The following is a 25,261-nucleotide window of genomic DNA, read 5'->3' as shown; positions in this document are numbered from 1 at the left end:
CAGGACCGGCACACTGGGAACTTTCATTCCGTGCCCGTGCACTCGATAATCAGATATATATGGTTGGCTGTGCCCCGATGAGAGATGTAGCGGCGGATTATAAGTCCTGGGGGCACTCGATTATTACAGATCCATGGGGAACTGTGATTGGTATGTTGGATGAGAAGGAGGGAGTTCTCACCGCAGAGCTGGATCTGGATTATGAAGCACAGGTACGAGAAGAACTCCCATTATTAAAAAGCAGACGAAATGACATGTACAGGTTGGAAAAAATTATCTGATAAAATAGTTCCAGTGAATATAACCGAAACAACACGATCCAGAACTTGCACTGCTTACAGCGTCATGTTAAACTGAATATACAAAAAAGTTGATTTCGGGAGGTGTATAAACAGGTGAGTTATAAAAAGAAACTGCCGGTAGGAGTTGATTCTTTCAGTAAGTTGATCAGGCAGAACTTTTACTATATAGATAAAACAGATCTGTTAATGAATCTTCTGAATAATTGGGCCGAAGTTAATCTGTTTACCAGGCCGAGACGATTTGGAAAAAGTCTGAATATGTCCATGATGCAGACGTTTTTTGAAATTGGCTGTGATAAGACGTTGTTTGATGGATTAAAAATCTCAGAAGAAAAAGAACTGTGTCAGGAATACATGGGTCAGTTTCCTGTGATTTCTGTTAGTCTCAAAGGAGTAGAGGGACAGAATTTTCAGGAAGCACTGGCGGCAATGAAATGGATCATAGGGCAGGAAGCCTTACGTTTCCGTTTCCTTCTTGACAGCAGCAGGTTGTCTGCTGAGGATAAAGAGATATACCGCCAGCTTATAGAAGTAGGGAAGGGCGAAAGTGGCCTTTTTATCATGTCGAATGATACATTAGGTGCAAGCCTGAAGATTCTGTCCGATCTGCTTTGCCGGCATTATGGTAAAGGTGTGATTCTTCTTATTGATGAATATGATGTTCCACTGGATAAAGCCTTTCAATATGGATACTATGACCAGATGGTATCTCTTCTTCGTATAGTATTTGGAAATGTTTTAAAAACAAATTCAAGTCTGTACTTTGCGGTGCTGACAGGATGTCTCAGAATTTCAAAAGAGAGTATTTTTACAGGATTGAATAATCTGAAAACCCTTACGATTACAAATGCACAGTTTGATGAGTACTTTGGTTTCACAGACAAAGAAGTCAGGGAAATGCTGTCATATTATGAGCTGGAAGAACACTATGAAACGATGAAAGAATGGTATGATGGATATCGATTTGGAAAGACAGATGTCTATTGCCCCTGGGATGCAATTAATTTCTGTGATGATCTTCGGGCAGATGATGAGGCATATCCGCAAAATTACTGGTCAAATACCAGTGGTAATGCAATTGTGCATCGTCTGCTTAACAAAGCAGACAGCGTTACAAAGAATGAGATTGAAAATCTGATTGCAGGAAATGAAATCATAAAAGAAATACATCAGGAACTGACCTACAGTGAACTGGATCAGTCGGTGGAAAACTTATGGAGTGTACTGTTTACTACAGGTTATCTGACTCAGAGAGGCCGTGTAGACGGAAGAAAATATCGTTTGGCGATTCCTAACAGGGAAATTCGGGAATTATTTATAACTCAGATCCGGGAATGGTTTCGGCAGACTTCCAGAAATGATACAGGAACCCTGGAAACTTTCTGTCAGGCATTTCCTCAGAAAAATGCTGCAAAAATCGAAGAACTTCTGAATGAATATCTCTGGCATACAATCAGTATTCGTGATATATCCGGCAGAGAGAAAAAGGAGAATTTTTATCACGGGATACTTCAGGGGCTTCTCAGATATAAAGAAAACTGGCTGATAAAATCCAATGCAGAATCTGGAGAAGGCTACAGTGACATCCTTATTGAGATTCCGGAAAGCCGGACAGGAATTATTATAGAGATAAAATATGCAGAAGGTGCAGCATTTGATTTATCCTGCCACAAGGCGGTTGAGCAGATCAGAGAAAAACATTATGATGCCATACTTCTTGAGGATGGTATGGAAAATATCATAAAATATGGAATTGCCTTTTATAAAAAGAGATGTAAAGTGTTATTAGTGTGATAATTAATAAGGTGCCTGTCTTTGGGAAAACCAGAGGCAGGCATCTTTATTAAAAGTAAATCCGATTGTCTTTTTTGAAAAAATACTTCCAGTGCATATAGCCGGATAGGATCCGGGTCAGTATTTCTGCTGCCGGAACGGCGAGCCAGACACCTGTGATTCCCAGAAAATAAGGAAATGACACAAGACAGATGACCAGGAAAAAGAGTGACCGCAAAAATACGAAAACCGGTTGATGCGAGCTGAAAGGTTTCCGGATCTTTGGTGAATACGGATACAATGGGTCCGGAACCAAGGACAGATAAGATCACCATAACAATGGATGAAAGGAAGGTAAATCTCATAATAATATTATATGTATTTCTGAGACGATCTCTCTGCTGTACACCGTACTGGAAACCAATTACAGGACTGACCCTGATAGAAAGTCCCATATAAAAAGCGTTGAACAGAAACTGCCCGTACAAAAGGATTGTGATGGCGGCGACTCCGGATGCACCGGCCAGCCGGATCAGGATAATGTTGAAGTTAAAACGGTAATGTTTTTCTTGTGCATAGGGGAGCGCTAGAGTATAATAAAATCAGTTTTTGCGGCATAAGTTAACAAACTATAATTTAAATAAGGAAATCGGCAAACCAGATGAAAGTCTGGGACGCAAAGCTACAGGGCCTGTAAAATGGCAGCCAGTTGCATAAAATGAGGTGCACTGTCTGTTTGACAGTGCTTTTTTACGGAGTTATTTCACAGACGTAACAATAATGATTTTATCAGGAAAGAATGAGGAAAATAAAAGTATGAAAAAGGCAAAACGTTGTCTGACAGCAGTGGTGTCAGGTGTGCTTGTAGCAACTGCTGTCTTGTCTGGATGTGGACAGTCAAAGAAAGAAGTATCTAAAAACGATGATCATCTTACCGTTTATCTGTGGGAAAATCGTTTGATGAAAAATATTGCACCCTATGTCCATGAACAGTTCCCAGATCAGGATATTGAATTTATTATTGGTAACAATGATACCGATTTATACAGTTATTTTAAAGAACATGATGAATTACCGGATATCATAACAGTACGTCGATTTTCTGGAACAGATGCACAGGACTTACAGCCTTATCTTATGGATTTTGCTTCTTATGATGTTGTTTCCAAGTATTATTCCTATGCGGTGCAATATTATAAGAATGCGGAGGATGAAATCCAGTGGCTGCCAATCTGTGGTATTCCGCAGACGATCATTGCCAACAAAACACTGTTTGATCAGTATGGAATTAAGATTCCAAAAAATTATGAGGAATATGTACAGGCTTGTCAGCAGTTTTATGATAATGGCATAAAACCGTATTCCATGGATCTTGGGGAAGACTGGTCTAATAATGAAATCATCCAGGCGGCGGCAATCGGTGAGTTTACAAGCCTGGATGGTATTGAATGGCGAAACGGTGCAGAGACTGCAGCTGATGAAGTGAAGTTTGATGATACATTATGGAAACGTATTTTTTCAGAAACCAGTCAGTTTCTTAAGGATTCGCACTTTGGTAAAGAAGATATCAATATTGACGTCGATACAGGAATCCAGATGTTTGTCGAGGGAAAATCAGCAATGTTTCATGGACATCCGACGGTTATGCAGCAGCTACAGAAACAGATGGATGCGGAGCTGATCCGTATTCCTTACTTTTCACAGACAGCGGATGAATCCTATGTGTACATGACTCCGTCCTTAAACATTGCATTTAACAAAAACCTGGAAAAAGACCGGGAGAAACTGGATACTGCGCTGGATGTGCTGGATTGTATGATTTCAGAAGAGGGGCAAAAGCTGATTGCGGATGGAAGCGGTGTTATTTCATTGAATACAGATGTTCCAACCATGATGCAGGATGTGCCTGGACTGGAAGATGAAATTAATAATAATGCTGTTTATATCCGATATTCCGCCCAAAAATCATTTGATGCAAGTCTTGAGGCTGTTCACGGATTACTGTCAGGGGAAATGGATGAAACACAGGCTTATGCTACTTTTCGCAGTGTAATGAATCGTAAAGATCCAGAAGAAAAAGCAATCGTGAATTTTGAAAATGAATATTCCATTTCACTGAACGATAGAAATGGCCGTGATGCAGCATCTTCCATTTTAACTATGATCAGAGAAGAAAATGATGCACAGCTGGCTCTGGCACCATATTATTATTTCACTTCTTCTATGTACAAAGGAGAATGCACCAATAGCCGGGTTGGCATGATGACAGCGAAGAGTTCAGATACAGCATTATATTTTACAAAAATTAATGGTAAACAGGTTTGTGAACTCGTAGAAAATTATCTCGCCGAAGCTGATGAGAATTTTTATGTAACCAATAAATACGAATTACCAATTGCATCCGGTATGAAAATGATCGTCAATCAAGCGGAAAGTGGATTTTCGTTAAAGGACTTGACAGTTAATGATAAGAAAATAGACAAAGAAAAGGAATACTCTATTCTTCTTACAGACACCACAATGTCTGTTTTGAAAAAAATAAATCCGAAATGTGAGATTGAGCAGCTTAAAGATACAACATTATCAAGTGCATGGATCGAAGCAATGTCAAAAGGACAGCAGCCGTCAGCACCGGAAGACTATATAGAGGTTGAACAGTAAAAGTGGGGATAGAACAAACGGTAAATAAAAGAAAAAAAATAACAAGGCTGTTGCTTATACTACTTATTATTCTTTTAAGTTTAGCAGGAACAAAGTATCTGGTAAGCGAGTCTAGCAAGTATATCAGCGAAAATGGAAAAAGCAGTATGGGAGCTGTTGTTGAACAGATACAGCAGACCTATGATCTTCAAGTGAGTGGATACTACAACCAGCTGCAGTTGGTTGAGGAATTTTTACTTCATGAGAGGGAGCTGTCTCTTGAAACGGATGTGAACAAAAGTTTCTTTGAAGCATGGGAAAAAGAATCGGAAAGTACACTTATATTCCTTCAGGAAAATGGTCAGGCAATATCAGCAGGTGGAACAAAAATGCGGATTGATATGCCAAGTAAACTTCTGCTGGACTTAAAGAACGGATACAATATTGGAAAACTGGTGCGTCTTGATTATGATCAGAAGAAAAAAGAAGGTTATCTGGTTGCGATTCCATGTCAGGAATACACTATCAATGGAGAAACTTATACGGCAATTGGAACTGTGTATGATCATTCGAAACTGGATTCCATGTTAAAACTGAAAGGTTATCATGGGAAAGCATATTTGTTCATGCTGGATCATGACGGAAATATTACGTATACGAACCAGAGTGGAGATAAATACCTGCGTAATTATTCTTTGTTAAAACATTTAAAAGGGGAACAGGCTATTACAGAAGAAGAGGCTGATTTGTTCAAAAAGAAGTTTGATAACAGAGAATCCGGAGTTGTATTTTTGGGAAAACAGAATCCCTATTATCTGGGGTATTGCCCGATAGAAAGCAACAACACCATTTTGGTATGCATTGTGGCAAGGGGAGTTGTTGACAATGTGCTGACGGATTACCAGAAAACGGTGTTGTTTACAACAATACTCATGGCAGGTTTTATACTTTTGCTTTTTGCCGGATTATTCTACAGTATTTCTAGACTTAGTCTTGCAGATCAAAAAGCAGAATATGAAAAAAGAAATAATGAACTTCATTTACAAACAATGAAGGAAATGGAAGTAGTCAATCAAAAACTGAAAAAGGCAAAGAACGTTGCAACAGAGGCTTTACAGACAGCTGAAAATGCAAATAAGGCGAAAACGGATTTCCTGTCTAATATGTCACATGATATCCGTACACCTATGAATGCAATCATTGGTATTACGTCTTTGATCAGACATGATGCAGGTAATAAAGCAAAAGTTATAGAGTATGCAGATAAAATAGATATTTCATCACAGCATCTGTTAGGAATCATTAATGATGTTTTGGATATGAGTAAGATTGAGGCAGGAAAAACAGTCTTCAAGTATTCTGACTTTTCTATTCTGGATTTTATGCAGGAACTTGACACTATATTTCATTCTCAAATATATGAAAAGCAGCAGACCCTTACAATCATAAAAGAAAATATTCAGCATGAGTGGGTGAATGGGGATCAGATTCACCTGATGCAGATTTTCAGCAACCTGCTTTCCAATGCAGTGAAGTATACCCAGGAAGGTGGGAAAATTCAGTTCTTTGTAGAAGAATGTGAGACAAAGTCATCTGTCTATGCAAAGTACCGCTTTTTAGTCAGTGACAATGGTATGGGAATGTCGGCAGATTTCAAGGATACAATTTTTGATGCGTTTACCCGTGCGGAAAGTTCCCTTACAAACAAAATACAGGGAACCGGACTTGGAATGGCGATTGCTAAGAACCTGGTTGAGGCAATGGGAGGTACCATTGACGTGGACAGTGAATTAGGACAGGGAAGCTGTTTTGAGGTTCTCCTGGATCTGAAAATTGCAGAGGATGGAACGGCTGCTCTGGCGGCACAAGAAGAAACGGATGAGCAGGATGGTAATATCCTTCAAGGAATGAGATTCCTGTGTGCAGAGGATAATGAGCTGAACGCAGAGATCCTGACGGAACTGTTAAAGATTGAAGGTGCGGAATGTACCATCTGTGAAAATGGCGAAGAGATTTTGAGAGCATTTGAACAGTCTGCTCCAGGTGATTATGACATGATTCTAATGGATGTGCAGATGCCTGTTATGAATGGCTATGAGGCAACGAAGGCAATCCGCAGAAGTTCCCATAAACTGGCAAAGACGATTCCGATTATTGCCATGACTGCCAATGCATTTTCAGAAGACATTCAGCATTCCCTTGCGGCTGGCATGAATGCACATGTTTCAAAACCGGTTGAGATGAAGGTGCTGGAAAAGACGATCAGAAGCATAAAATCTGGTGGGGGGGGGTACCGAACCGCAGGTCACTGTACAGTGACAAATGGAAAGTAACCGGACATAGAAGAATCAAAAAGGATAGTTAGGGATAGAAGGAAAATGAAAGGAAAAAGAGTGATTGCAGGCATTCTGCTTGCGGGAATTTTAGCAGTCACCCTGGCAGGGTGTAAAAACACAGATAACACGAAAGAAGAAACCGAAAAGCCAGTCATTACGCTTGGCAGTGACAACTATCCACCATACAATTATCTGAATGAGGATGGTGTACCGACGGGAATCGATGTAGAACTGGCTACAGAAGCTTTCAAAAGAATGGGATATCAGGTGGACGTTGTCCAGATCAACTGGGAGAAGAAAAAAGAATTGGTGGAGAGTGGAGAGATTGACTGTATCATGGGCTGTTTTTCCATGGAAGGGCGTCTTGATGATTACCGTTGGGCAGGACCATACATAGCAAGCCGCCAGGTGGTCGCTGTAAATGAGAACAGTAATATCTATAAACTGAGTGACCTGGAGGGTAAGAACCTGGCTGTTCAGTCCACAACCAAACCGGAAGGCATCTTTCTGAACCGGACGGATGAGAGAATCCCAAAGCTGGGCAATCTGATCAGCCTGGGACACAGGGAGCTGATTTATACATTTCTGGGAAAAGGATATGTAGATGCAGTTGCAGCACATGAGGAATCTATTGTTCAGTATATGAAGGATTATGATGCAAGCTTCCGTATTCTGGAAGAGCCTCTGATGATCACCGGAATAGGTGTCGCTTTTGCAAAAGATGATGACAGAGGAATCTGTGAGCAGATGAGCCAGACATTGGAAGAAATGCGTCAGGATGGCACATCCCTGAAAATTATTGAAAAATATCTGGATGATCCCCAGAAGTATCTGGAGGTGGATGATTTTGGGTATTAAGAGAAAGAAAAGAGAAAAACGAATCCAGCTGTTCGGTGCTCTGATTGGAATCTGTGTGGCTGTAGTATCTCTGTGTTATTTCTTTCACGCAGAAAAAGCGGAAGCAGAGAAAAGAATGGTGGAGATTGTAAACTATGTGAAAGTGCAGTGCTCCACCTACACCCATTTTAATGAATCTTCGGAATCAAAAAGCCTCCTCCGTGCCATTGAAAGTGCCAGACAGATGAGTACAAATATTAAAATGGAAATAGAAAACGGAGGGCAGCTAAGTCGGGATTTCCTGAAAGAAAACCTGCAGACTCTATGGGTGGATGGTATCATTGTACTGGATGCAGAAGGAAAGACGGACTGTGAATACAGCACGGATGAGTCTCTGGCTAATGAGATTACGGAGTATCTGCAAAAAGAAATTATCATGGATTTTGCCGGATATGAAGAAAGAAGCTATTCGGAACGGTTTACCAGGGAAGATGGATCCTTTATTGACATTGCAGCCTGCGCCAGAAAAGATGCACCGGGTATCGTTGCAATCTATTATTACACATCTCCTGAATTTGCCAGAAACTATACGCTGACGATACAGGGGCTTTTAAATGGTTATAGTATCCAGAAAGATGGAACGATTATCGTTGCAGACGACGGAATCGTTGTTGCCAGCAATAATGAGAGCCTGTTGGGGCAGAATACGGCTGGCAACGAGGTTGTTCAGGCAATGAAAAAGCATACAGACAGTCAGCACATTTATCATCTCAAGAATGAAGGAACCGGATGTTATGGAATCATGCTGAAGCAGCGGGATTATTATATCTATGCGTATCTTCCGGATACGGAAGTGTTTCATAACCTTCCATTAAGTGTAGCAGGTGTTATTTTTCTTTATTTTCTGATATTCAGTATATTTTTGTTCTGGGGTCACAGAACCAATCAGGCACATCAGAAACAGGAGCAGGAAAAAGATGAAAAATATAAAGCAGAACTTCTGACAGCAGCAAAAAAGGCAGAAGCCGCCAATGAGGCAAAAACAGAGTTTCTTCAGCGGATGAGCCATGATATCAGGACTCCGATTAATGGAATCTACGGTTTGATCAATATGGCAGACCATTATGCAGATGATATGGAGAAGCAGAAGGAATACAGAACAAAGGTTAAAGCGGCAGCCAATTTGTTGCTGGAACTGGTAAATGATGTTCTGGACATGAGTAAGCTGGAGTCGGGTGAAGTTGTTCTGGAAGAGAGTCCATTTAATCTGAGCAAAATCTCTGAGGAAGTGCTTGTTGTAATTGAACAGATTGCTGCAGAACAGAATATCCGGATTGTATGGGAGAAAAAAGAAATCATACACCGTGATCTTATTGGAAGTCCGGGGTATGTAAAACGTGTGATGATGAATATCCTGTCCAATGCAGTGAAATATAACAGAGAAAATGGACATATTTATCTTAGTTGCATGGAAATCCCATCCGAACAGCCAGGAATGACGACAATGGAATTTATCTGCCGGGATACAGGAATCGGAATGACTGAGGAGTTCCAGAAACATATTTTTGAACCATTTGCACAGGAATATATGGGAAGCCGCACAAAGTTTGCCGGAACCGGACTGGGAATGGCCATTGCAAGGAAGCTGGTCGAGAAAATGGGTGGAACCATTACTTTTGAAAGTGAAAAAGGCGTAGGGACGACATTTGTGATCCGGGTTCCATTTAAAATAGATCCGGATGCGGATAAACGTGAAGAACAGAAGGATGTATCCGAAAAATCTATAAAGGGAGTGCATATTCTTCTGGCGGAAGATAATGAGCTGAATATGGAAATCGCCGAATTTGTGCTTCAGAATGAAGGTGCTGACGTGACAAAAGCCTGGGATGGTCAGGAAGCTGTTGAACTGTTCAGAAATAGTGAACCTGGTGAATTTGATGTCATTCTTATGGACATTATGATGCCGGTAATGAATGGTTATGAAGCTACAAAGATGATCAGGTCTCTAGACAGAGAGGATGCAAAGGAGGTACCGATCATTGCAATGACAGCAAATGCGTTCACGGAGGACAGAATAAGAGCAAAAGCAGCAGGGATGGATGAACATGTTGCTAAGCCAGTTGATGTGGAATTACTGATAAAAGTAATTCATAAATTGGTGAAATAATTGATACGACAGTGTCAAATAAGCGGTGAAATCTAGGCAGGAGGACTAAAATATGACAATGCGAGAGTGCTATGAAGCTATTGGAGGAAACTATGAAGCTGTCTTGGGACGCCTTCACAGCGAAGCACTGATTCGGAGATTTGCATTAAAGTTCCTTGAAGATCAGAGTTATATACAGTTAAAACAGGCATTGGAAAAAGTACCAGAAGCATATGAGATGACGATTGAAGGAATAAAGAAGGGACTATAGCATTAAGTGATGCAACATGACTTTCTGTCTTGGATCAAGTGCTTGGAACATCATAAAAAACGAGTGGATAAAGGTAATAAAAAATATGGATAAAAGACAAAAAATCCTGATTGTAGATGATTCAAAATTAAACAGGGACATATTGAAGGAGATTCTTGGAGATGCTTATAACTATCTGGAAGCCGAAAATGGTAATCAGGCAATCCAGATGATAGGAGAAAATATTGGAATTGATCTGATGCTTTTGGATATCAATATGCCACAGATGAATGGTTTTGAAGTCCTGGAAATAATGAAAAGAAGCCAGTGTATTGCTGAAACTCCTGTAATCATGATATCTTCTGAAGATGCTGTTGATACTATGCGTAAGGCATATGAGCTGGGAATCACAGATTATATCACACGACCGTTTGATTCTGTGATCGTAAAGAAAAGAGTTCAGAATACCTTGGGTCTCTATATGAACCAAAAGCATCTGATAAATGTGGTTTATGATCAGGTTTACGAAAAAGAAGAAAATAATAATATCATGATCCGGATTATGAGTAATATATTGGGATCCCGTAACAGCGAGAGCAGAGAACACATCCTGCATATTAAAACAGCAACGGAGATGATGCTGAGACAACTGGTAAAAGTAACAGATGATTATCCTTTGACAGAGGCAGATATTGCTTTGATCACAACTGCTTCGTCCCTTCATGATATTGGTAAGATCCGTATTCCGGAAGAAATACTGAATAAACCAGGCAGACTTACCGATGAAGAATTTCAAATTATGAAAACACATAGTGAGCTTGGCGCAGCTATAATTAAGGATATGGACTTTCCACAAGATCATCCACTGGTACATACCGCATGGGAAATCTGCAGGTGGCACCATGAAAGATGGGATGGAAAGGGCTATCCGGATGGATTGAAAGGTGAAGAAATACCAATCTGTGCACAGGTGGTATCGATTGCTGATGTTTATGATGCACTTACAAGTGAAAGATGCTATAAGAAAGCATTTGATCATGACACAGCGATTCAAATGATCCTGGATGGACAGTGCGGACAATTTAATCCCCTCCTTCTTAAGTGTCTGAAAGAACTGAGTCTTCAGCTTTCAAAAATGTTTGGTAAAGAGATGGACGATAATAAATATTCTCATGAAGCACAGAGACTTTCGAATGAAATACTCCGTGATAAATCCTTACCGAACCAGATTTATTCACAGAGTCTTGTCAAGGTCATGCAGGAAAAAATCGATTTCTTCAAATCGAACAGTGGCATGAATTCAGTTGATTACAATGCGGTTTCAGGTCAATTAACTATACTAAACGGAAAACAGCAGATATTATGTCAGAGGGATGATCCGAAATTTGATCTGTTCAAAGAATTTGGAGTAATTGAAGAAGATGTTCAATATATTCGGGGTTTGTTACACCAGACATCTGTACAAAATAAAGAAATCTCTGTGCAGATAAAAGCGACGGTGGAAAATAACAGTCAGATGTATAAACTGAAATTGCATACATTGTGGTCGCCTGTGAAGAAAGACGTATATATAGGAATTATCGGGTATTTTGACACTGTAAAACAGAAGAAATGAAAAGGAAACTCAGAGGAGGATTCATAATGAAAAAGAAAAAATGGAACAGAGTTTTGGCTGTGCTTTTGGCGATGGTGACAGCCATAACACTTCTTTCAGGCTGTGGCGGGAAGAGTGCGGAAAAAGAAGATGCAGAAACAATCACGGTGTATTTATGGAGCACAAACCTGTATGAGAAATATGCACCATACATTCAGGAACAGCTCCCGGATATCAATGTTGAATTTGTAGTAGGGAACAATGACCTGGATTTCTACAGGTTTCTTAAGGAAAACGGTGGACTGCCGGATATTATAACCTGCTGTCGTTTTTCACTGCATGATGCAAGTCCGCTGAAAGACAGTCTGATGGATCTTTCCACAACCAATGTGGCAGGAGCTGTCTATGATACATATCTCAGTAGTTTTATGAATGAAGATGGAAGCGTAAACTGGCTTCCGGTGTGTGCAGATGCACATGGTTTTGTAGTGAATAAAGACCTTTTTGAAAAATACGATATCCCGTTGCCAACAGATTATGAAAGCTTTGTCTCTGCCTGCGAGGCATTTGAAGAGGTGGGAATCCGTGGGTTTACTGCAGACTATTATTATGATTATACCTGTATGGAGACACTGCAGGGTCTGTCTGCATCAGAGCTGTCTTCTGTAGACGGACGCAAGTGGCGTACCACCTACAGTGACCCGGATAATACAAAGAGAGAAGGCCTGGACAGTACTGTCTGGCCGAAGGCTTTTGAACGTATGGAGCAGTTCATCCAGGATACAGGGCTTAGCCAGGATGATCTGGATATGAATTATGACGATATAGTTGAGATGTATCAAAGCGGCAAGCTTGCCATGTACTTTGGCAGTTCTGCCGGTGTAAAAATGTTTCAGGATCAGGGCATAAACACGACATTTCTTCCATTCTTTCAGGAGAACGGTGAAAAGTGGATTATGACTACGCCATATTTCCAGGTGGCTTTAAACCGTGATCTGACAAAAGATGAAACACGTAGAAAGAAAGCAATGAAGGTGCTGAACACAATGCTTTCAGCGGATGCGCAGAACAGGATTGTTTATGATGGACAGGATCTGTTAAGCTACAGTCAGGATGTGGATCTTAAGCTTACAGAATATCTGAAGGATGTGAAACCTGTGATCGAAGAAAACCATATGTATATCCGCATTGCGTCAAATGATTTCTTCTCTGTTTCCCAGGATGTGGTTTCCAAAATGATCTCTGGAGAATACGATGCAGAGCAGGCGTATCAGTCATTTAATTCTCAGCTTCTTGAGGAAGAATCTGCTTCTGAGGATATCGTGCTGGATTCGCAGAAATCCTATTCAAACCGCTTTCACAGCAGTGGAGGAAATGCAGCATATTCTGTTATGGCAAACACTCTGCGTGGCATCTATGGGACAGATGTGCTGATCGCGACCGGAAACAGCTTTACGGGAAACGTACTGAAAGCCGGTTACACAGAAAAAATGGCGGGAGACATGATCATGCCAAATGGTCTTTCGGCTTACAGCAGTAAGATGAGCGGTGCTGAACTGAAAGAGACAGTTAAAAATTTTGTAGAAGGCTATGAGGGAGGCTTTATTCCGTTTAACTGTGGTTCTCTGCCTGTATTCAGTGGTATTTCTGTGGAAATTAAGAAAACAGATGATGGTTACACATTGAGCAAAGTTACAAAGGACGGAAAACAAATTCAGGACGATGATACTTTTACAGTAACCTGCCTGGCGACACCACAACACATGGAGGCCTATCCGACAGATGATAATATAGTGTTTGACGGAGGAGATACTTCTGTGAAGGATACCTGGACAGGATATATTTCAAATGGTGATGCCGTTCTTGCAGAGCCAGAAGATTACATTAATGTGAGATGAGAAGAATGAATATTAAGAATCATAATACAAACAGAGAAAAGACTGTTATGAGAAAACAGTTAAGGATTGCGGTCTTCATAGCTGTTTTGGTGGGAATTGTTTTGATGGTTTTCCAGTATTTCAGATTTGTGTCGAAAACTATTTATGAGGAAAGTGTTTCTCATCTGACAGAAGTTTTTCATCAGTCTGATAACATGCTGAGAGAACTGACAGATAAGAATCTGACATATCTTCATATGTGGGGCGAGAATCTGCAGGATATTTCCAACGAAGACGAAATCCGTGATTATATAAAGAAAGCGCAGAAAGATGCCGGCTTTATGGAATTCTATTTTCTGTCTGCTGAGGGGAACTATAAGATGGCAACAGGGGAAACCGGATACCTTGGATTACAGGAAGATATTGGAGAGGATATCCGGCAGGGAAATGATGTGATAGCGAATGCGGCACTTCCCGGAAAATCCCAGCTGCTTGTTTTTGCCACACCTGAGGCTCATGGAATATATCAGGGATTTGAATATGATGCGATTGCCATTGCCTATGAAAATTCTGATATCGTAGAAGTGCTGGATATTTCTGCTTTCAATGGAAATGCCCAGAGTTTAATTGTTCATCCGGATGGTCGTGTTGTGATTGATCATTCTTCTGAGTCATGGGGGAACGTGTATAATTTCTTTGGTCTTCTGAGAGAGCATTCTGATATGTCTGAAAAAGAGCTCAATGAACTTTTGGAGAAGTTTAAAGCGGGACGTACCGATGCGATGCTGCTGAATCTGGATGGAGGAAATTATTATCTGGTCTATGAAAAATCGAATATTCAGGACTGGATGTTCCTGGGACTTGTCCAGGCGGATATTGTCAATGCCAGTATGAACAGTCTGCAGCGTAGTACAATGCTTCTTGTTGGTGTGGTGGTGCTCTGTATTGCTGCTTTTCTTATCAGTCTTATTATTCAAACAAACAGGACCAATCTCAGAAGAAAGGATACGGAGATCCTGTACCGTGATGAGCTATTTCAAAAACTTTCAATGAACGTGGACGACGTCTTTCTGATGCTGGATGCCAAAACATATCAGGCAGATTACGTCAGCCCAAATGCGGAAAAGCTGCTGGGTATTACAGCAGAGCAGATTCGTAAAGATATTCGTGTTCTGGGAAAACTGCATCCGGCAGAACATGAAGATTCGGAGAAGAATTATCTGGAGGAAATCCAGGTTCATGAACAGAGGGAAGGGGATTTTAAATATGTTCATCTGAAGACAGGGGAAAAACGCTGGTTCCATAATATTGCAATGGGCAGTGAGGTAAACGGGAAAAAGAAATATATCCTGGTTATGTCAGATCGTACCTCTGACTGGAAAATGAACCAGGCACTTTCTGAGGCAGTACGTGCGGCAGAGACAGCAAACAAGGCAAAGAGTACTTTCCTTTCCAACATGTCTCACGATATCCGGACACCAATGAATGCGATCATCGGTTTTACCACACTGGCAGTAAGCAATATTGATGATAAAAAAAGGGTTCAGGATTATCTGGGTAAGATACTTTCATCCAGCAACCATCTACTCTCACTGATCAACGATATACTGGATATGAGCCGGATTGAGAGTGGAAAGATCCATCTGGAAGAAACGGAGGTCAGTCTGTCGGAGGTGCTTCATGACCTGAAGACGATCATCAGTGGTCAGATCCATGCAAAGCAGCTGGAACTTTATATGGATGCAATGGATGTTACAAATGAGGATGTCTATTGTGATAAGACGCGGCTGAACCAGGTGCTGTTGAATCTTTTGTCCAATGCAGTTAAGTTTACACCTGCAGGAGGAACCGTTTCTGTTCGGATCAGACAGTGTCATGGAACACAGAAAGGCAGTGAGCTGTACGAAATTCGGGTTAAGGATAATGGAATCGGTATGAGTCAGGAATTTGTACAGAAGATTTTTTCTCCTTTTGAGAGGGAGCGTACTTCCACAGTCAGCAGGACTCAGGGTACAGGACTTGGAATGGCCATTACCAAGAATATTGTGGATATGATGGGCGGTACTATTGAGGTTCAGACAGAGCAGGGCAAAGGCACCGAATTTATAGTCCGTCTGCCATTTCGAACTCAGCCTGAGCATCAACGCACAGAGAAGATCGCAGAACTGGAAGGACTTAAGGCACTGGTTGTAGATGACGATTTTAATACCTGCGACAGTGTGACAAAAATGCTTGTGAGGGTTGGAATGCGTTCAGAATGGACACTTTCCGGTAAGGAGGCTGTTCTCCGTGCACGACAGTCTATGGAACTGGGAGATGCATTCCACGCTTATATCATCGACTGGCGTCTGCCGGATATGAATGGCATTGAGGTAACCCGTCAGATCCGCAGTCTTGGGGATGATACACCGATTATTATCCTGACTGCTTACGACTGGTCTGATATTGAGGCAGAAGCCAGGGCAGCAGGAGTGACTGCATTCTGTGCGAAACCTCTGTTCATGTCGGATATCAGAGAAACTTTGATGACTGCCATCGGCCAGAGTCAGTCTGAACCAGAAGATTCGGTTCTTCCGGCAGCAGGTTCAGATTTCAGAGGCAGATGTATACTGCTTGTGGAAGATAATGAACTGAACAGAGAAATTGCGGTGGAGATCCTTAATGAATATGGATTCCTGGTTGATACCGCAGAAAATGGAGCAGAGGCAGTGGAGAAAGTTAAAAATTCAACATCAGGTAAGTATGATCTGGTGCTGATGGATGTGCAGATGCCGGTAATGAACGGATATGAAGCTACAAAGCAGATCCGTGCGCTGGATGATCCGGCGCTGGCGGGAATCACCATCCTTGCCATGACTGCCAATGCTTTTGATGAGGACAGAAAGAAAGCCCTGAAATGTGGTATGGATGGATTCTTATCCAAGCCAATAGTTATTGAGGAATTGATCAGTACATTACAGAAGAATCTGGATCAGGTGTCAGGAGTATAAGAAAAGCCACATAAATAAAGGAAATAGAAGAATGAATAAAAGTAAAAAAAACTTAGCTGTATTATGCACAGCTATGTTTGTAATCATGGGAATGTGGGTGATGTTATCAGTACACTGCCAGGCTGCTGAGACGAATAATGATGAAAAACAACAGCCGCAGACCATCCGTATCGGGTCGTTTGAGGATACCTTCAATTATGTCGACAAAAATGGTGTCAGACGGGGTTATGGATACGAGCTCATGCAGGCTCTGGCAGGTTATACCGGATGGAAATTCGAGTATGTGAAATGTGACTGGTCCAACTGTTTTGATAAGCTTGAAAATGGTGAGATTGATATCATGGGTGATATCTCTTACACCGATGAACGTGCACAAAAGATGCTTTTCCCGGATGAACCGATGGGTGAGGAAAAATATATCCTTTATGCTGATTTATCGGATATGGATATTGAAACCTCTGATTTTAAGTCGCTGGATGGAAAACGTGTAGGCGTGCTCTTAGGCACAGAACCTGAAATCATGCTGACAGAATGGGAAAATAAGAATGGCATACATACAGAACATGTAAATGTGAATAATAATGATGATGTCGAAAAGAAACTGGCAAATCATGAGATCGACTGTTTTGTATCTCTGGAGGAATCCATCTGGTCTGAACAGGGAATATCATCTGTTACAACTATTGGAAAATCCGGTATATATTTTGCAATAAATAAAGAGCGCAGCGATATCAAGACGAAGCTGGACTATGCTATGCGTCAGCTTGATCAGGACAGCCCTTTTTTTAAAGTAGATCTGTATAAGAAGTATTTTACACTTGATTATATTCAGGTACTTACAGGTAAAGAAAAGATCTGGGTGGAAGAGCATGGAGGTATCCAGATAGGATTTTTGAACAATGATCCGGCAATCTTTTCCATGGATAAAGAGACTGGAAAACTTACCGGTATGCTGGCGGAATATAGCTCCTATGCCAAAGATTGTCTGGGAAATCAGACACTGGAATTTAATATACAGGCATATGATAATTATGATGAAATAATTCAGGCGCTGCAGAATCGTGAGATTGACATGATTTTTTATGCCGGCAGGAATCCATATTTTGCAGAACAAAATGGATATGCACTTACAAACACAGCCTGGACTTACAGTTTGATGGCGGTAACTGATGAGAAAAACTTTGATGAGGATAGGGTGTATACAGTAGCTGTGCCAAAGGAAAAAGAAGCCTTGAAACAGTATATTGCTTTCAGCTATCCACAATGGAAGCTTGTAGATTGTGATTCGCTTGACGATGCTGCAGATATGGTCATACAGGAAAAAGCAGACTGTTTCCTCATGGGAGCAAGCCAGGCGCTGATATATGATAACAGACAAAATTTCAAGAGTTTTCCACTTACAAAAACAATGGAGGCATGCTTTGCAGTAAGAGGCGGAGAAGGAAGCCTTTTATCAATACTGAATAAAACCTTAAAGGCTATGCCATCTGATATGCTTACAAGTGCACTTGCTATCTATGACAGTACTGTAGATAAGGTAACATTTTCTGATTTTTTAAAAGACAACATACTTGCTTTTTTTGTCACGGCAGGATTTTTCGTATTCAGCATCATTAGTATTATCCTCGTACTTTTACGGAAGGCAAGAAAAGCAGAAGCTGCCGCAAAGCTTGCTGCAAATGATACACAAAAGCTTAATGACAAATTGGAAATCGCTCTGAAAAAAGCAGAAGATGCCAGTCTTGCAAAGACCCGTTTCCTTAACAATATGTCCCATGACATCCGTACTCCTATGAATGCGATTCTGGGATATGCACAGCTTATGGAGGATGAACTGAAAGAAAAGGATTTGCCTGAAACTTCAGAATACTTAAAAAAACTGCAGCAGTCAGGAAATCTTCTTCTGTCAATCATAAATAATGTACTTGATATGGCTCGGATTGAAAGTGGAAGAATGGAGATTGATGAGAACTATGGCATGATTGAAGATATCTGGCAGACCTTATTTGAAATATTCGATGATGAAGCAAAGAAAAAGAATATTGCACTTCATTATACGATAAATGTAGAATATGAGCACATACTGACAGATGTAACAAAGGTAAAAGAAATATTTGTTAATATTCTGAGCAATGCCATGAAGTATACTCCATCCGGTGGTTCTGTTATGATAAACGTAGATGAATTACCATGCAGTGAGCCTGGATATATGATAGTGAGGACCAGGGTGAGTGATACAGGAATTGGTATGAGTCAGGAGTATCTGACAAATATTTTCGAGGCATTCACGCGTGAGCGGAATACTACAAAGAGCAAAATTGCAGGAACCGGACTGGGAATGTCAATTGTCAAGAAATATGTTGAACTGCTTGGTGGAACAATAGATGTAGAGAGTGAGCTTGGAAAGGGCAGTACTTTTACAGTTACACTAAAACATAAGATAGCGGATGAAAACTATTATGTAAAAAATTATGCTGAAAATCCAGAAACATATAGTGAAATCCTTAAAGACAGGAAAATCCTTCTGGCAGAGGATAATGATCTGAATGCAGAGATTGCTGAGGCAATACTTGAACGTGCCGGTCTTAAGACAGAGCGTGTGGAGGATGGCATTCAGTGTGTAAATAAGATAGAAAAAATGCCGGCAGGCACATATGATATGATCCTGATGGATATTCAGATGCCGAAAATGAACGGTTATAAAGCAACACAGGCAATCAGACGCCTGCCAGATAAGGATAAAGCATGCATACCGATCGTTGCAATGACAGCAAATGCATTTGAAGAAGATAAGAGAGATGCTTTTGCAGCCGGAATGAATGGTCATATCGCGAAGCCAATCCAGGTTGATAAACTGCTCTCGACATTGGCGGAAGTCTGGGGAAAGGAGATGACAGATGAAACGGATTGCCATATGTGATGATAATGAAAGATGATTTTGCTCAGGCGAGAGATATGCCTGAAATTGAATCGAAAATGAGGCAGCGGAAAATCCGTTGCCTCATTTTGCTGAGTGGATGTTTTGCAATGGGGTAAAAGAAAATAGACATAAAGCTTGAGTAATGATGACAATTTCATACGGTTTTGTTATAATATTTTTTATCGCATAATGTTTTTTATACAATACAATGGTATAAGTACGCGTCTTTCTTTGCTCTTGCAGAAAGACATTTTCGTATATAACGAACAAAATGTCACCGGGTACTTATGATCTGATACTTATGGATATCCAGATGCCAAATATGGATGGCTATCAGGCAGCCCAGTGTATCCGGCATTTAGATGATAAGATGAAGGCAGAGATCCCGATCATTGCTATGACAGCAAATGCCTTTGCAGAAGACAGGAAAAGAGCATTTGATGCAGGCATGAATGTCCGCTTTAATGGATAATAAAGAGGGAATGAATGAACAGAAAGATAGAAAAACTGACAGGAAAAAAAGATAAGAAAAAAAGATTATGTTTGAGCATTTTAGCACTTATCATGTTACTCTTTGTACCGCTTTCTGCTTATGCGTCAGAAATTAAAAGTGACGGGAAAACAACTCAGGGAATAGAGGAAGAGAATAAAACAGTGAGAGTTGGGTATTTCCCATATGCCAATTTTCAGGAAGGCGGCTATGGGGAACACAAGCAGGGAGCAGGCTATGAGTATCTCCAGAAGATTTCTTATATAACCGGCTGGAAGTATGAATATGTCTATGGCTCATTTAAAGAGTGTCTGGAAATGCTGGCAGATGGAGAAATAGATATACTTGGAAGTGTCAGTTATACACCGGAAAGAGCAGAAGCTATCGATTTTTCGACCTATGCAGAGGGAACAGAACGATATTGGATCTATACCCGGGAAGATCATACAGATCTTACGGGTGGTGATCCAAAGCAGATGAATGGCTGTCGTATTGGTGCAGCAGATGGAAGCTATCAGAAAGAACTTCTGGAAAAATGGCTGGACAGCAATCAGATCCAGGCAGAGGTGGTTGTCTGTAAAGGCTATGATGAAATGATAGAAAAACTGGATGCAGATGAACTGGATGCACTTGTGGTCCCGGCACTGTCTGTCAACAGCGATTTTATTGCCATTACCAATATCGGTGCAAGTGACTGTTATTTCGGTGTATCAAAATCCAGACCGGATCTGTTAAAGGAATTAAATTCTGCCTTGGAAGAAATCAACAATACAGAAACGGACTACAGCAGCAAGCTGTATGCCCGTTATGAAGGAAAAGCGGTCATAAATTATGCACTCAGCAAGGAAGAAAAACAATGGCTGGATGCACATGAAAACACAATCCGTGTGGGATACCTAAAGGATAATCTCCCTTTTTGTGGTGAAGAAAATGGGAAACTGACAGGAATCCTTGGAACCGTTCTGGATACGGTTCAGGAAAAATATAAAATTACGATCAAGGCAGTTCCATGTTCCACGGGAGTAGAGATGAATGAGACATTGCAATCTGGAAAAATAGATATTGCAGGTCCTATCATTCAGGATTTTTATACACAGGAACAATTTCAGGTAGTTTTGACGGATGAAATCTTTGATATTACGCCGGTTGTTATTTACAAAGGGAATGAATATAGCAGCAGTCTCACCACAATCGCAGCGACAGAGACTTCACTGTATTCTGAATTGATGGTGTCCCTTCTTTTTCCAGACGCAGAGATCAAACTGTATGACACACAGGAAGAATGCCTGGAAGCAGTGGCAAATGGAAAAGTGGGAGCAACTGTTATTCCATCTTCAAAGATCAATCTTCTTAATGAAAGTTCACTGACCAGAAGTCTGTCATTTGCAGAGATGGCAAAACGGCAGGAATTAGCGATGTTCACGACGAGAGAAAACAGAAGAGCAGCTACCATTATCAATAAAGCAATTGAGCAGTCCTCCAATATTTTGAATGGTGTTGTCCTTGCGCAGAACTCTGTTTCGGAAAAGAAAATGACCTTGCAGGATGTCCTTGCAGAGTATGCAGGTGTAGGAATTGTGGTTTCATTAGTGATTATTTTTGTACTACTTCTTCTGGTTTATTCCCTTTCAGTAAGCAGAAAAAAACAGATGGAAGCCCTGAAAGAAGCACAGAATGCAAATGCGGCGAATATTGCAAAAACGACGTTTCTGAACCATATGTCCCATGATATCAGGACACCAATGAATGCAATTATTGGATTCACGGATATTGCCATGAAGAGGAAACCGGACAAAGAAGTGGAGAATTGCCTGAAAAAGATCAGGCAGAGCTCAGAATATCTGATGACACTGATTAACGATGTGTTGGATATCAGCCGCATTGAAAGCGGTAAACTGGAATATAAACCAGTACGGGTAGATCTCAGGGATATGATAAATACTGTTTTGTCGATTGCAAGGGGATATACGGAAAGCCGTGATCTTAATTTTTATGTTTCAAGAGAAGAACTAAAAACTCCTTATGTGATGGCAGATGAACTCAGAATCAGGGAAGTATTGCTCAACATTATCAGCAATGCAGTCAAATTTACAAAAGACGGAGGTACTATTTCATTTGTTGCAAAAAACTGTCCGGGTAGTGATGAGCATCATATAATCGTACGCTATCGTATATCGGATACCGGAATTGGTATGAGTGAGGAGTTCCAGACCAGAATATTTGATGAGTTCAGTCAGGAAAATGATGGAGCAAGAACCAGTTATAAGGGAACCGGACTGGGAATGGCGATTGCTAAGAAATATGTAGATCTTATGGGTGGAAAAATTGAGGTCAGCAGCAGACAGGAGGTTGGCTCAACATTTACGGTAGAAATCCCCCTGCTTATAGCAGAACAGGTACAAGCTGAAGAGAAAGAAAAGTTAAGGAAAGATATAGATTTACATGGTTTGCATGTCCTTTTGGCAGAGGATAATGATTTAAACGCCGAGATAGCAGTATCTCTATTGGAAGAACAAGGGATGATTATAACCAGAGCTGCCGATGGAAAATCAGCCCTGGCACAGTTTTGCAATACAGCTCCGGGGACTTTTGATCTGATCTTGATGGATATTATGATGCCTGAAATGAATGGATATGAAACGACAAAAGCTATCAGAAATCTGCCGGACCGTCCGGACGGAAAGGAGATTCCTATTATTGCAATGACGGCAAATGCATTTGCAGAGGATGTACAGGCTGCTTTGAATGCCGGGATGGATGATCATGTGGCGAAGCCGGTTGATATGAGTATTCTAATATCCGCCATCAGCAGATTCCGGGGACGGTGTTTTTGATTGTGCTACCTTTTCTGCAAAAGTATAACTGACCTTTCCAAGAAGATCAGTTAACCGGTCCGCGCTTGTCAGTCTTTCGGAGAACTGAATGAAATAGTCGGAGAGCTGATATGCAGTGTCATAATCCAGTCCGCCTTCAATCGCGGCACCGGTGCAGACAATAGTTGAGGAAGATACATTTCTTTAACAGAGAACTCAGAGACAGACACGGAATCTGACGGAGAAAAGAATTAAAGTCAGAGTGAATGTCATGTTTCTTCTATAAAGGAGTCTTATTTTAGCAATGAATCGGCCGCAGAAACCATACAGCAACGAGTAATGTCAGAGCTTCTGCTGCAGGAACGGCGAGCCATACTCCAGTCAAACCAAATTTCAAAGGCAGTACAATCAGAAATAAAAGTAATAGTAGGAATGAACGTAAAAATGTGATCAGACCGGAGAAATATCCTTTTCCATATGCCATCATTCGAATTGCAGCAAAAATATTAATTCCTGAAAATAGAAAACCAAGTCCATAAACTCTCATTCCGGACACTGCAATAGGAAATACAGGGCTGGATGTATCTGCGAAACCGGATACAGCAACTGGAGTAAGAAAGTAGGTCAGTGCATAAATGATGATCGGAGCTACTGCGAAAAAGCGACGAGCATAGCTTTCCAGTTTTCGGCAAATTCTTATTTTTCGATTGCCATACGCATAACTCAGAGGTGGTGCCATGCCCATAGAAAAGCCAAAGTAGACACCGATAAACAAAAACTGCAGATACATGATGATGGAAACTGCGGCGACACCGTCTTCACCGGCAAAGGAGAGTGCAGTGCGGTTAAATACGATGGTTGTAACTGCAATAGCAAGTTGATTGACAAATTCGGATGCACCATTTAGCATACAATGCATGGCTTGTGCGCCCAGCTAAGGGTGTGTAGTCAAGCCGGCGGGAATATGGTTTATCCAAGGTCTAGCCAACCAGATAATAGCGAGTCTTGTCAAAAGACATCGGATCACAGTTCAGCCCATCCATACCACCTGCCAGTTTCAGTACCTCTTTTCTCAGCTGAAATAAGTCAGTGATGCACTGATGAATTTCATTTTTTACAGCATGTGACTGACTTTCACTACTGTTAAAATGTTTGGCAATCTGATTGAGATTCGATCCGATCTTTCCATATTCACTGACCAGTTTTCTGAGATCGTTCATGTCTGCAACAACTTCAATCTGATGATTGATTTGCTTCTCAAGCAGAAGTTTTCTTAGATATTCAGATCGGGAAAGTCCTGTAATTCCAGCGGCTTCATTTAACATTGCCAATTCAATATCCGTTAATTTTAACGTGATGATGTTACTTCTCTTGAGATTCTTTTCTTTCTTCTTAGGTGCCATAGTCCTCCTTCCTTTTTAATAAGACATTTTGGATGTGCGATTACACTTTTTAACCGGATGTCCCTTCCGGTTATATAAAGTGCTGCGACTATCTTTGATAGAGAGCCAACAGATATCTTTGATGTCTGTACGAGAGTATGGGGAATCGGAATCCCCATCAAGAGACTTACCCGGAGGTATGCCGTAGTCATAAAATGGCGATACGGTAATACTAGGGTGGATCTTGCTCTTATTTGTATCCCTCTATATAACGAAACGCTCAGAGGCTGTTTTACAGTGGGGGAAAAGAAAAAATATCAAAAAATTAATGATTAATGGTGAGCTTGTGATAGAATGAAAAAAAGAGAAAAGCATAAAGTATGTAGTTGTGGAGAATATTTGTTATGATTAGAAAATTACTGAACGGAGATATCGATAGAGTTGCTGACATATGGTTAAAGACAAATCTGAAAGCACATTATTTTATTTCCAATCAATACTGGAAAAGTAATTATGAATTAGTGAAAGAAATGATGTCACAATCCGAAGTCTATGTGTATGAAGCGGATAAAATGATATAAGGATTTATAGGACTAAAGGATGAATATATAGAAGGTATTTTTGTCTCTGATGAAATGCAGTCGTGCGGCATCGGTGAGCTTTTATTGGATTATATTAAGGATAAAAAAGTTAGCTTACGATTAAATGTATACCAGAAGAATGCCAGAGCAATTTCTTTTTACCAAAGAGAAGGGTTCATTATTCAATGTGAAGGTTTGGATGAAGCTACTGGTGAAAAAGAATACACCATGCTATGGAAACAAAAATAGAAATCGGGATTTAACACTTAACGAGGAGGAATAAACATGGCAAAGAAAGAAGAAAGATTTGAATAACTGCGTGTCGCATTC

At 40.7% G+C, this 25,261-nt stretch carries 14 protein-coding genes, 3 pseudogenes and 1 riboswitch; of the genes and pseudogenes, 14 read left to right on the top strand and 3 right to left on the bottom strand.

Annotated features, from left to right (window positions below; all coding sequences use genetic code 11):
• Together WMO75_RS13160 and WMO75_RS13155 are read left to right on the top strand one after the other, a co-directional pair.
• A partial coding sequence (locus WMO75_RS13160) for a nitrilase-related carbon-nitrogen hydrolase (protein ID WP_349078202.1) occupies positions 1-281 on the top strand: 281 nt, incomplete at its 5' end.
• 114 nt (positions 282-395) lie between these two features.
• Complete coding sequence (locus WMO75_RS13155; protein ID WP_118699432.1) at positions 396-2,096, top strand: AAA family ATPase; 1,701 nt, start codon at positions 396-398, stop codon at positions 2,094-2,096.
• On the opposite strand, the pseudogene WMO75_RS19980 reads toward WMO75_RS13155, so the two are convergent.
• Positions 2,063-2,623: pseudogene (locus WMO75_RS19980) on the bottom strand (MATE family efflux transporter); the annotation flags it as partial. The gene WMO75_RS13155 and the pseudogene WMO75_RS19980 overlap by 34 nt on opposite strands.
• A gap of 93 nt (positions 2,624-2,716) precedes the next feature.
• Positions 2,717-2,792: riboswitch (cyclic di-GMP riboswitch) on the top strand.
• A gap of 99 nt (positions 2,793-2,891) precedes the next feature.
• Here WMO75_RS19980 and WMO75_RS13150 point away from each other — a divergent pair.
• The 11 genes and pseudogenes from WMO75_RS13150 (at position 2,892) to WMO75_RS13100 (ending at position 22,989) form a co-directional block, all read left to right on the top strand.
• Entirely contained in the window at positions 2,892-4,736 is a 1,845-nt protein-coding gene (locus WMO75_RS13150) for an ABC transporter substrate-binding protein (protein ID WP_349078200.1), read from the top strand.
• Positions 4,737-4,882: 146 nt separating this feature from the next.
• Complete coding sequence (locus WMO75_RS13145; protein ID WP_118699435.1) at positions 4,883-7,048, top strand: ATP-binding protein; 2,166 nt, start codon at positions 4,883-4,885, stop codon at positions 7,046-7,048.
• Positions 7,049-7,093: 45 nt separating this feature from the next.
• The gene (locus tag WMO75_RS13140; RefSeq protein WP_118699436.1) at positions 7,094-7,909 is read left to right on the top strand and encodes a substrate-binding periplasmic protein; all 816 of its coding nucleotides are present in this window, start codon (positions 7,094-7,096) and stop codon (positions 7,907-7,909) included.
• Positions 7,893-10,055 (top strand): ATP-binding protein, encoded by a 2,163-nt coding sequence (locus tag WMO75_RS13135; RefSeq protein ID WP_349078198.1) that lies wholly within the window; start codon positions 7,893-7,895, stop codon positions 10,053-10,055. Before WMO75_RS13140 ends, WMO75_RS13135 begins: the two co-directional genes overlap by 17 nt.
• 52 nt (positions 10,056-10,107) lie before the next feature.
• Positions 10,108-10,305, top strand: a complete 198-nt coding sequence (locus WMO75_RS13130) for a hypothetical protein (protein ID WP_118699438.1) — start codon at positions 10,108-10,110, stop codon at positions 10,303-10,305.
• An 85-nt stretch (positions 10,306-10,390) separates the two neighbouring features.
• Positions 10,391-11,899 (top strand): response regulator, encoded by a 1,509-nt coding sequence (locus tag WMO75_RS13125; RefSeq protein WP_118699439.1) that lies wholly within the window; start codon positions 10,391-10,393, stop codon positions 11,897-11,899.
• Between the two features lie 26 nt (positions 11,900-11,925).
• Positions 11,926-13,776 (top strand): ABC transporter substrate-binding protein, encoded by a 1,851-nt coding sequence (locus WMO75_RS13120; RefSeq protein ID WP_118699440.1) that lies wholly within the window; start codon positions 11,926-11,928, stop codon positions 13,774-13,776.
• A gap of 5 nt (positions 13,777-13,781) precedes the next feature.
• Positions 13,782-16,745, top strand: a complete 2,964-nt coding sequence (locus tag WMO75_RS13115) for a hybrid sensor histidine kinase/response regulator (protein WP_118699445.1) — start codon at positions 13,782-13,784, stop codon at positions 16,743-16,745.
• Positions 16,746-16,776: 31 nt separating this feature from the next.
• Positions 16,777-19,665 carry a transporter substrate-binding domain-containing protein gene (locus WMO75_RS13110; protein WP_349078195.1) on the top strand — a complete coding sequence of 963 codons (2,889 nt, stop codon included), beginning with the start codon at positions 16,777-16,779 and terminating at the stop codon, positions 19,663-19,665.
• Between the two features lie 277 nt (positions 19,666-19,942).
• Positions 19,943-20,137 (top strand): annotated as a pseudogene (locus WMO75_RS13105) (response regulator); the annotation flags it as partial.
• Positions 20,138-20,151: 14 nt separating this feature from the next.
• Positions 20,152-22,989, top strand: a complete 2,838-nt coding sequence (locus WMO75_RS13100) for a response regulator (RefSeq protein ID WP_349078193.1) — start codon at positions 20,152-20,154, stop codon at positions 22,987-22,989.
• Positions 22,990-23,266: 277 nt separating this feature from the next.
• On the opposite strand, the gene WMO75_RS13095 is transcribed toward WMO75_RS13100, so the two are convergent.
• Both WMO75_RS13095 and WMO75_RS13090 read right to left on the bottom strand, forming a co-directional pair.
• Positions 23,267-23,878, bottom strand: a complete 612-nt coding sequence (locus WMO75_RS13095; RefSeq protein WP_349078191.1) for an MATE family efflux transporter — start codon at positions 23,876-23,878, stop codon at positions 23,267-23,269.
• Between the two features lie 70 nt (positions 23,879-23,948).
• Positions 23,949-24,371: a plasmid mobilization protein gene (locus WMO75_RS13090; protein WP_118699444.1), complete on the bottom strand. Its 423-nt coding sequence runs from the start codon at positions 24,369-24,371 to the stop codon at positions 23,949-23,951.
• A 383-nt stretch (positions 24,372-24,754) separates the two neighbouring features.
• On the opposite strand from WMO75_RS13090, the pseudogene WMO75_RS13085 reads away from it, so the two are divergent.
• Positions 24,755-25,180: pseudogene (locus tag WMO75_RS13085) on the top strand (GNAT family N-acetyltransferase).
• Positions 25,181-25,261: the final 81 nt, after the last annotated feature.

Source organism: Blautia intestinihominis (genome assembly GCF_040096655.1).
GTDB classification, from domain to species: domain Bacteria; phylum Bacillota; class Clostridia; order Lachnospirales; family Lachnospiraceae; genus Blautia_A; species Blautia_A intestinihominis.
This window is presented reverse-complemented; position numbering and strand designations above follow the sequence as displayed.

Coding starts and splice junctions, on each gene's coding strand:
- WMO75_RS13095 (WP_349078191.1), bottom strand. CDS start 23,878: ATGCTAAATGGTGCATCCGAATTTGTCAATCAACTTGCTATTGCAGTT.
- WMO75_RS13145 (WP_118699435.1), top strand. CDS start 4,883: ATGGGAGCTGTTGTTGAACAGATACAGCAGACCTATGATCTTCAAGTG.
- WMO75_RS13135 (WP_349078198.1), top strand. CDS start 7,893: ATGATTTTGGGTATTAAGAGAAAGAAAAGAGAAAAACGAATCCAGCTG.
- WMO75_RS13110 (WP_349078195.1), top strand. CDS start 16,777: ATGAATAAAAGTAAAAAAAACTTAGCTGTATTATGCACAGCTATGTTT.
- WMO75_RS13125 (WP_118699439.1), top strand. CDS start 10,391: ATGGATAAAAGACAAAAAATCCTGATTGTAGATGATTCAAAATTAAAC.
- WMO75_RS13150 (WP_349078200.1), top strand. CDS start 2,892: ATGAAAAAGGCAAAACGTTGTCTGACAGCAGTGGTGTCAGGTGTGCTT.
- WMO75_RS13100 (WP_349078193.1), top strand. CDS start 20,152: ATGAACAGAAAGATAGAAAAACTGACAGGAAAAAAAGATAAGAAAAAA.
- WMO75_RS13120 (WP_118699440.1), top strand. CDS start 11,926: ATGAAAAAGAAAAAATGGAACAGAGTTTTGGCTGTGCTTTTGGCGATG.
- WMO75_RS13140 (WP_118699436.1), top strand. CDS start 7,094: ATGAAAGGAAAAAGAGTGATTGCAGGCATTCTGCTTGCGGGAATTTTA.
- WMO75_RS13115 (WP_118699445.1), top strand. CDS start 13,782: ATGAATATTAAGAATCATAATACAAACAGAGAAAAGACTGTTATGAGA.
- WMO75_RS13090 (WP_118699444.1), bottom strand. CDS start 24,371: ATGGCACCTAAGAAGAAAGAAAAGAATCTCAAGAGAAGTAACATCATC.
- WMO75_RS13130 (WP_118699438.1), top strand. CDS start 10,108: ATGACAATGCGAGAGTGCTATGAAGCTATTGGAGGAAACTATGAAGCT.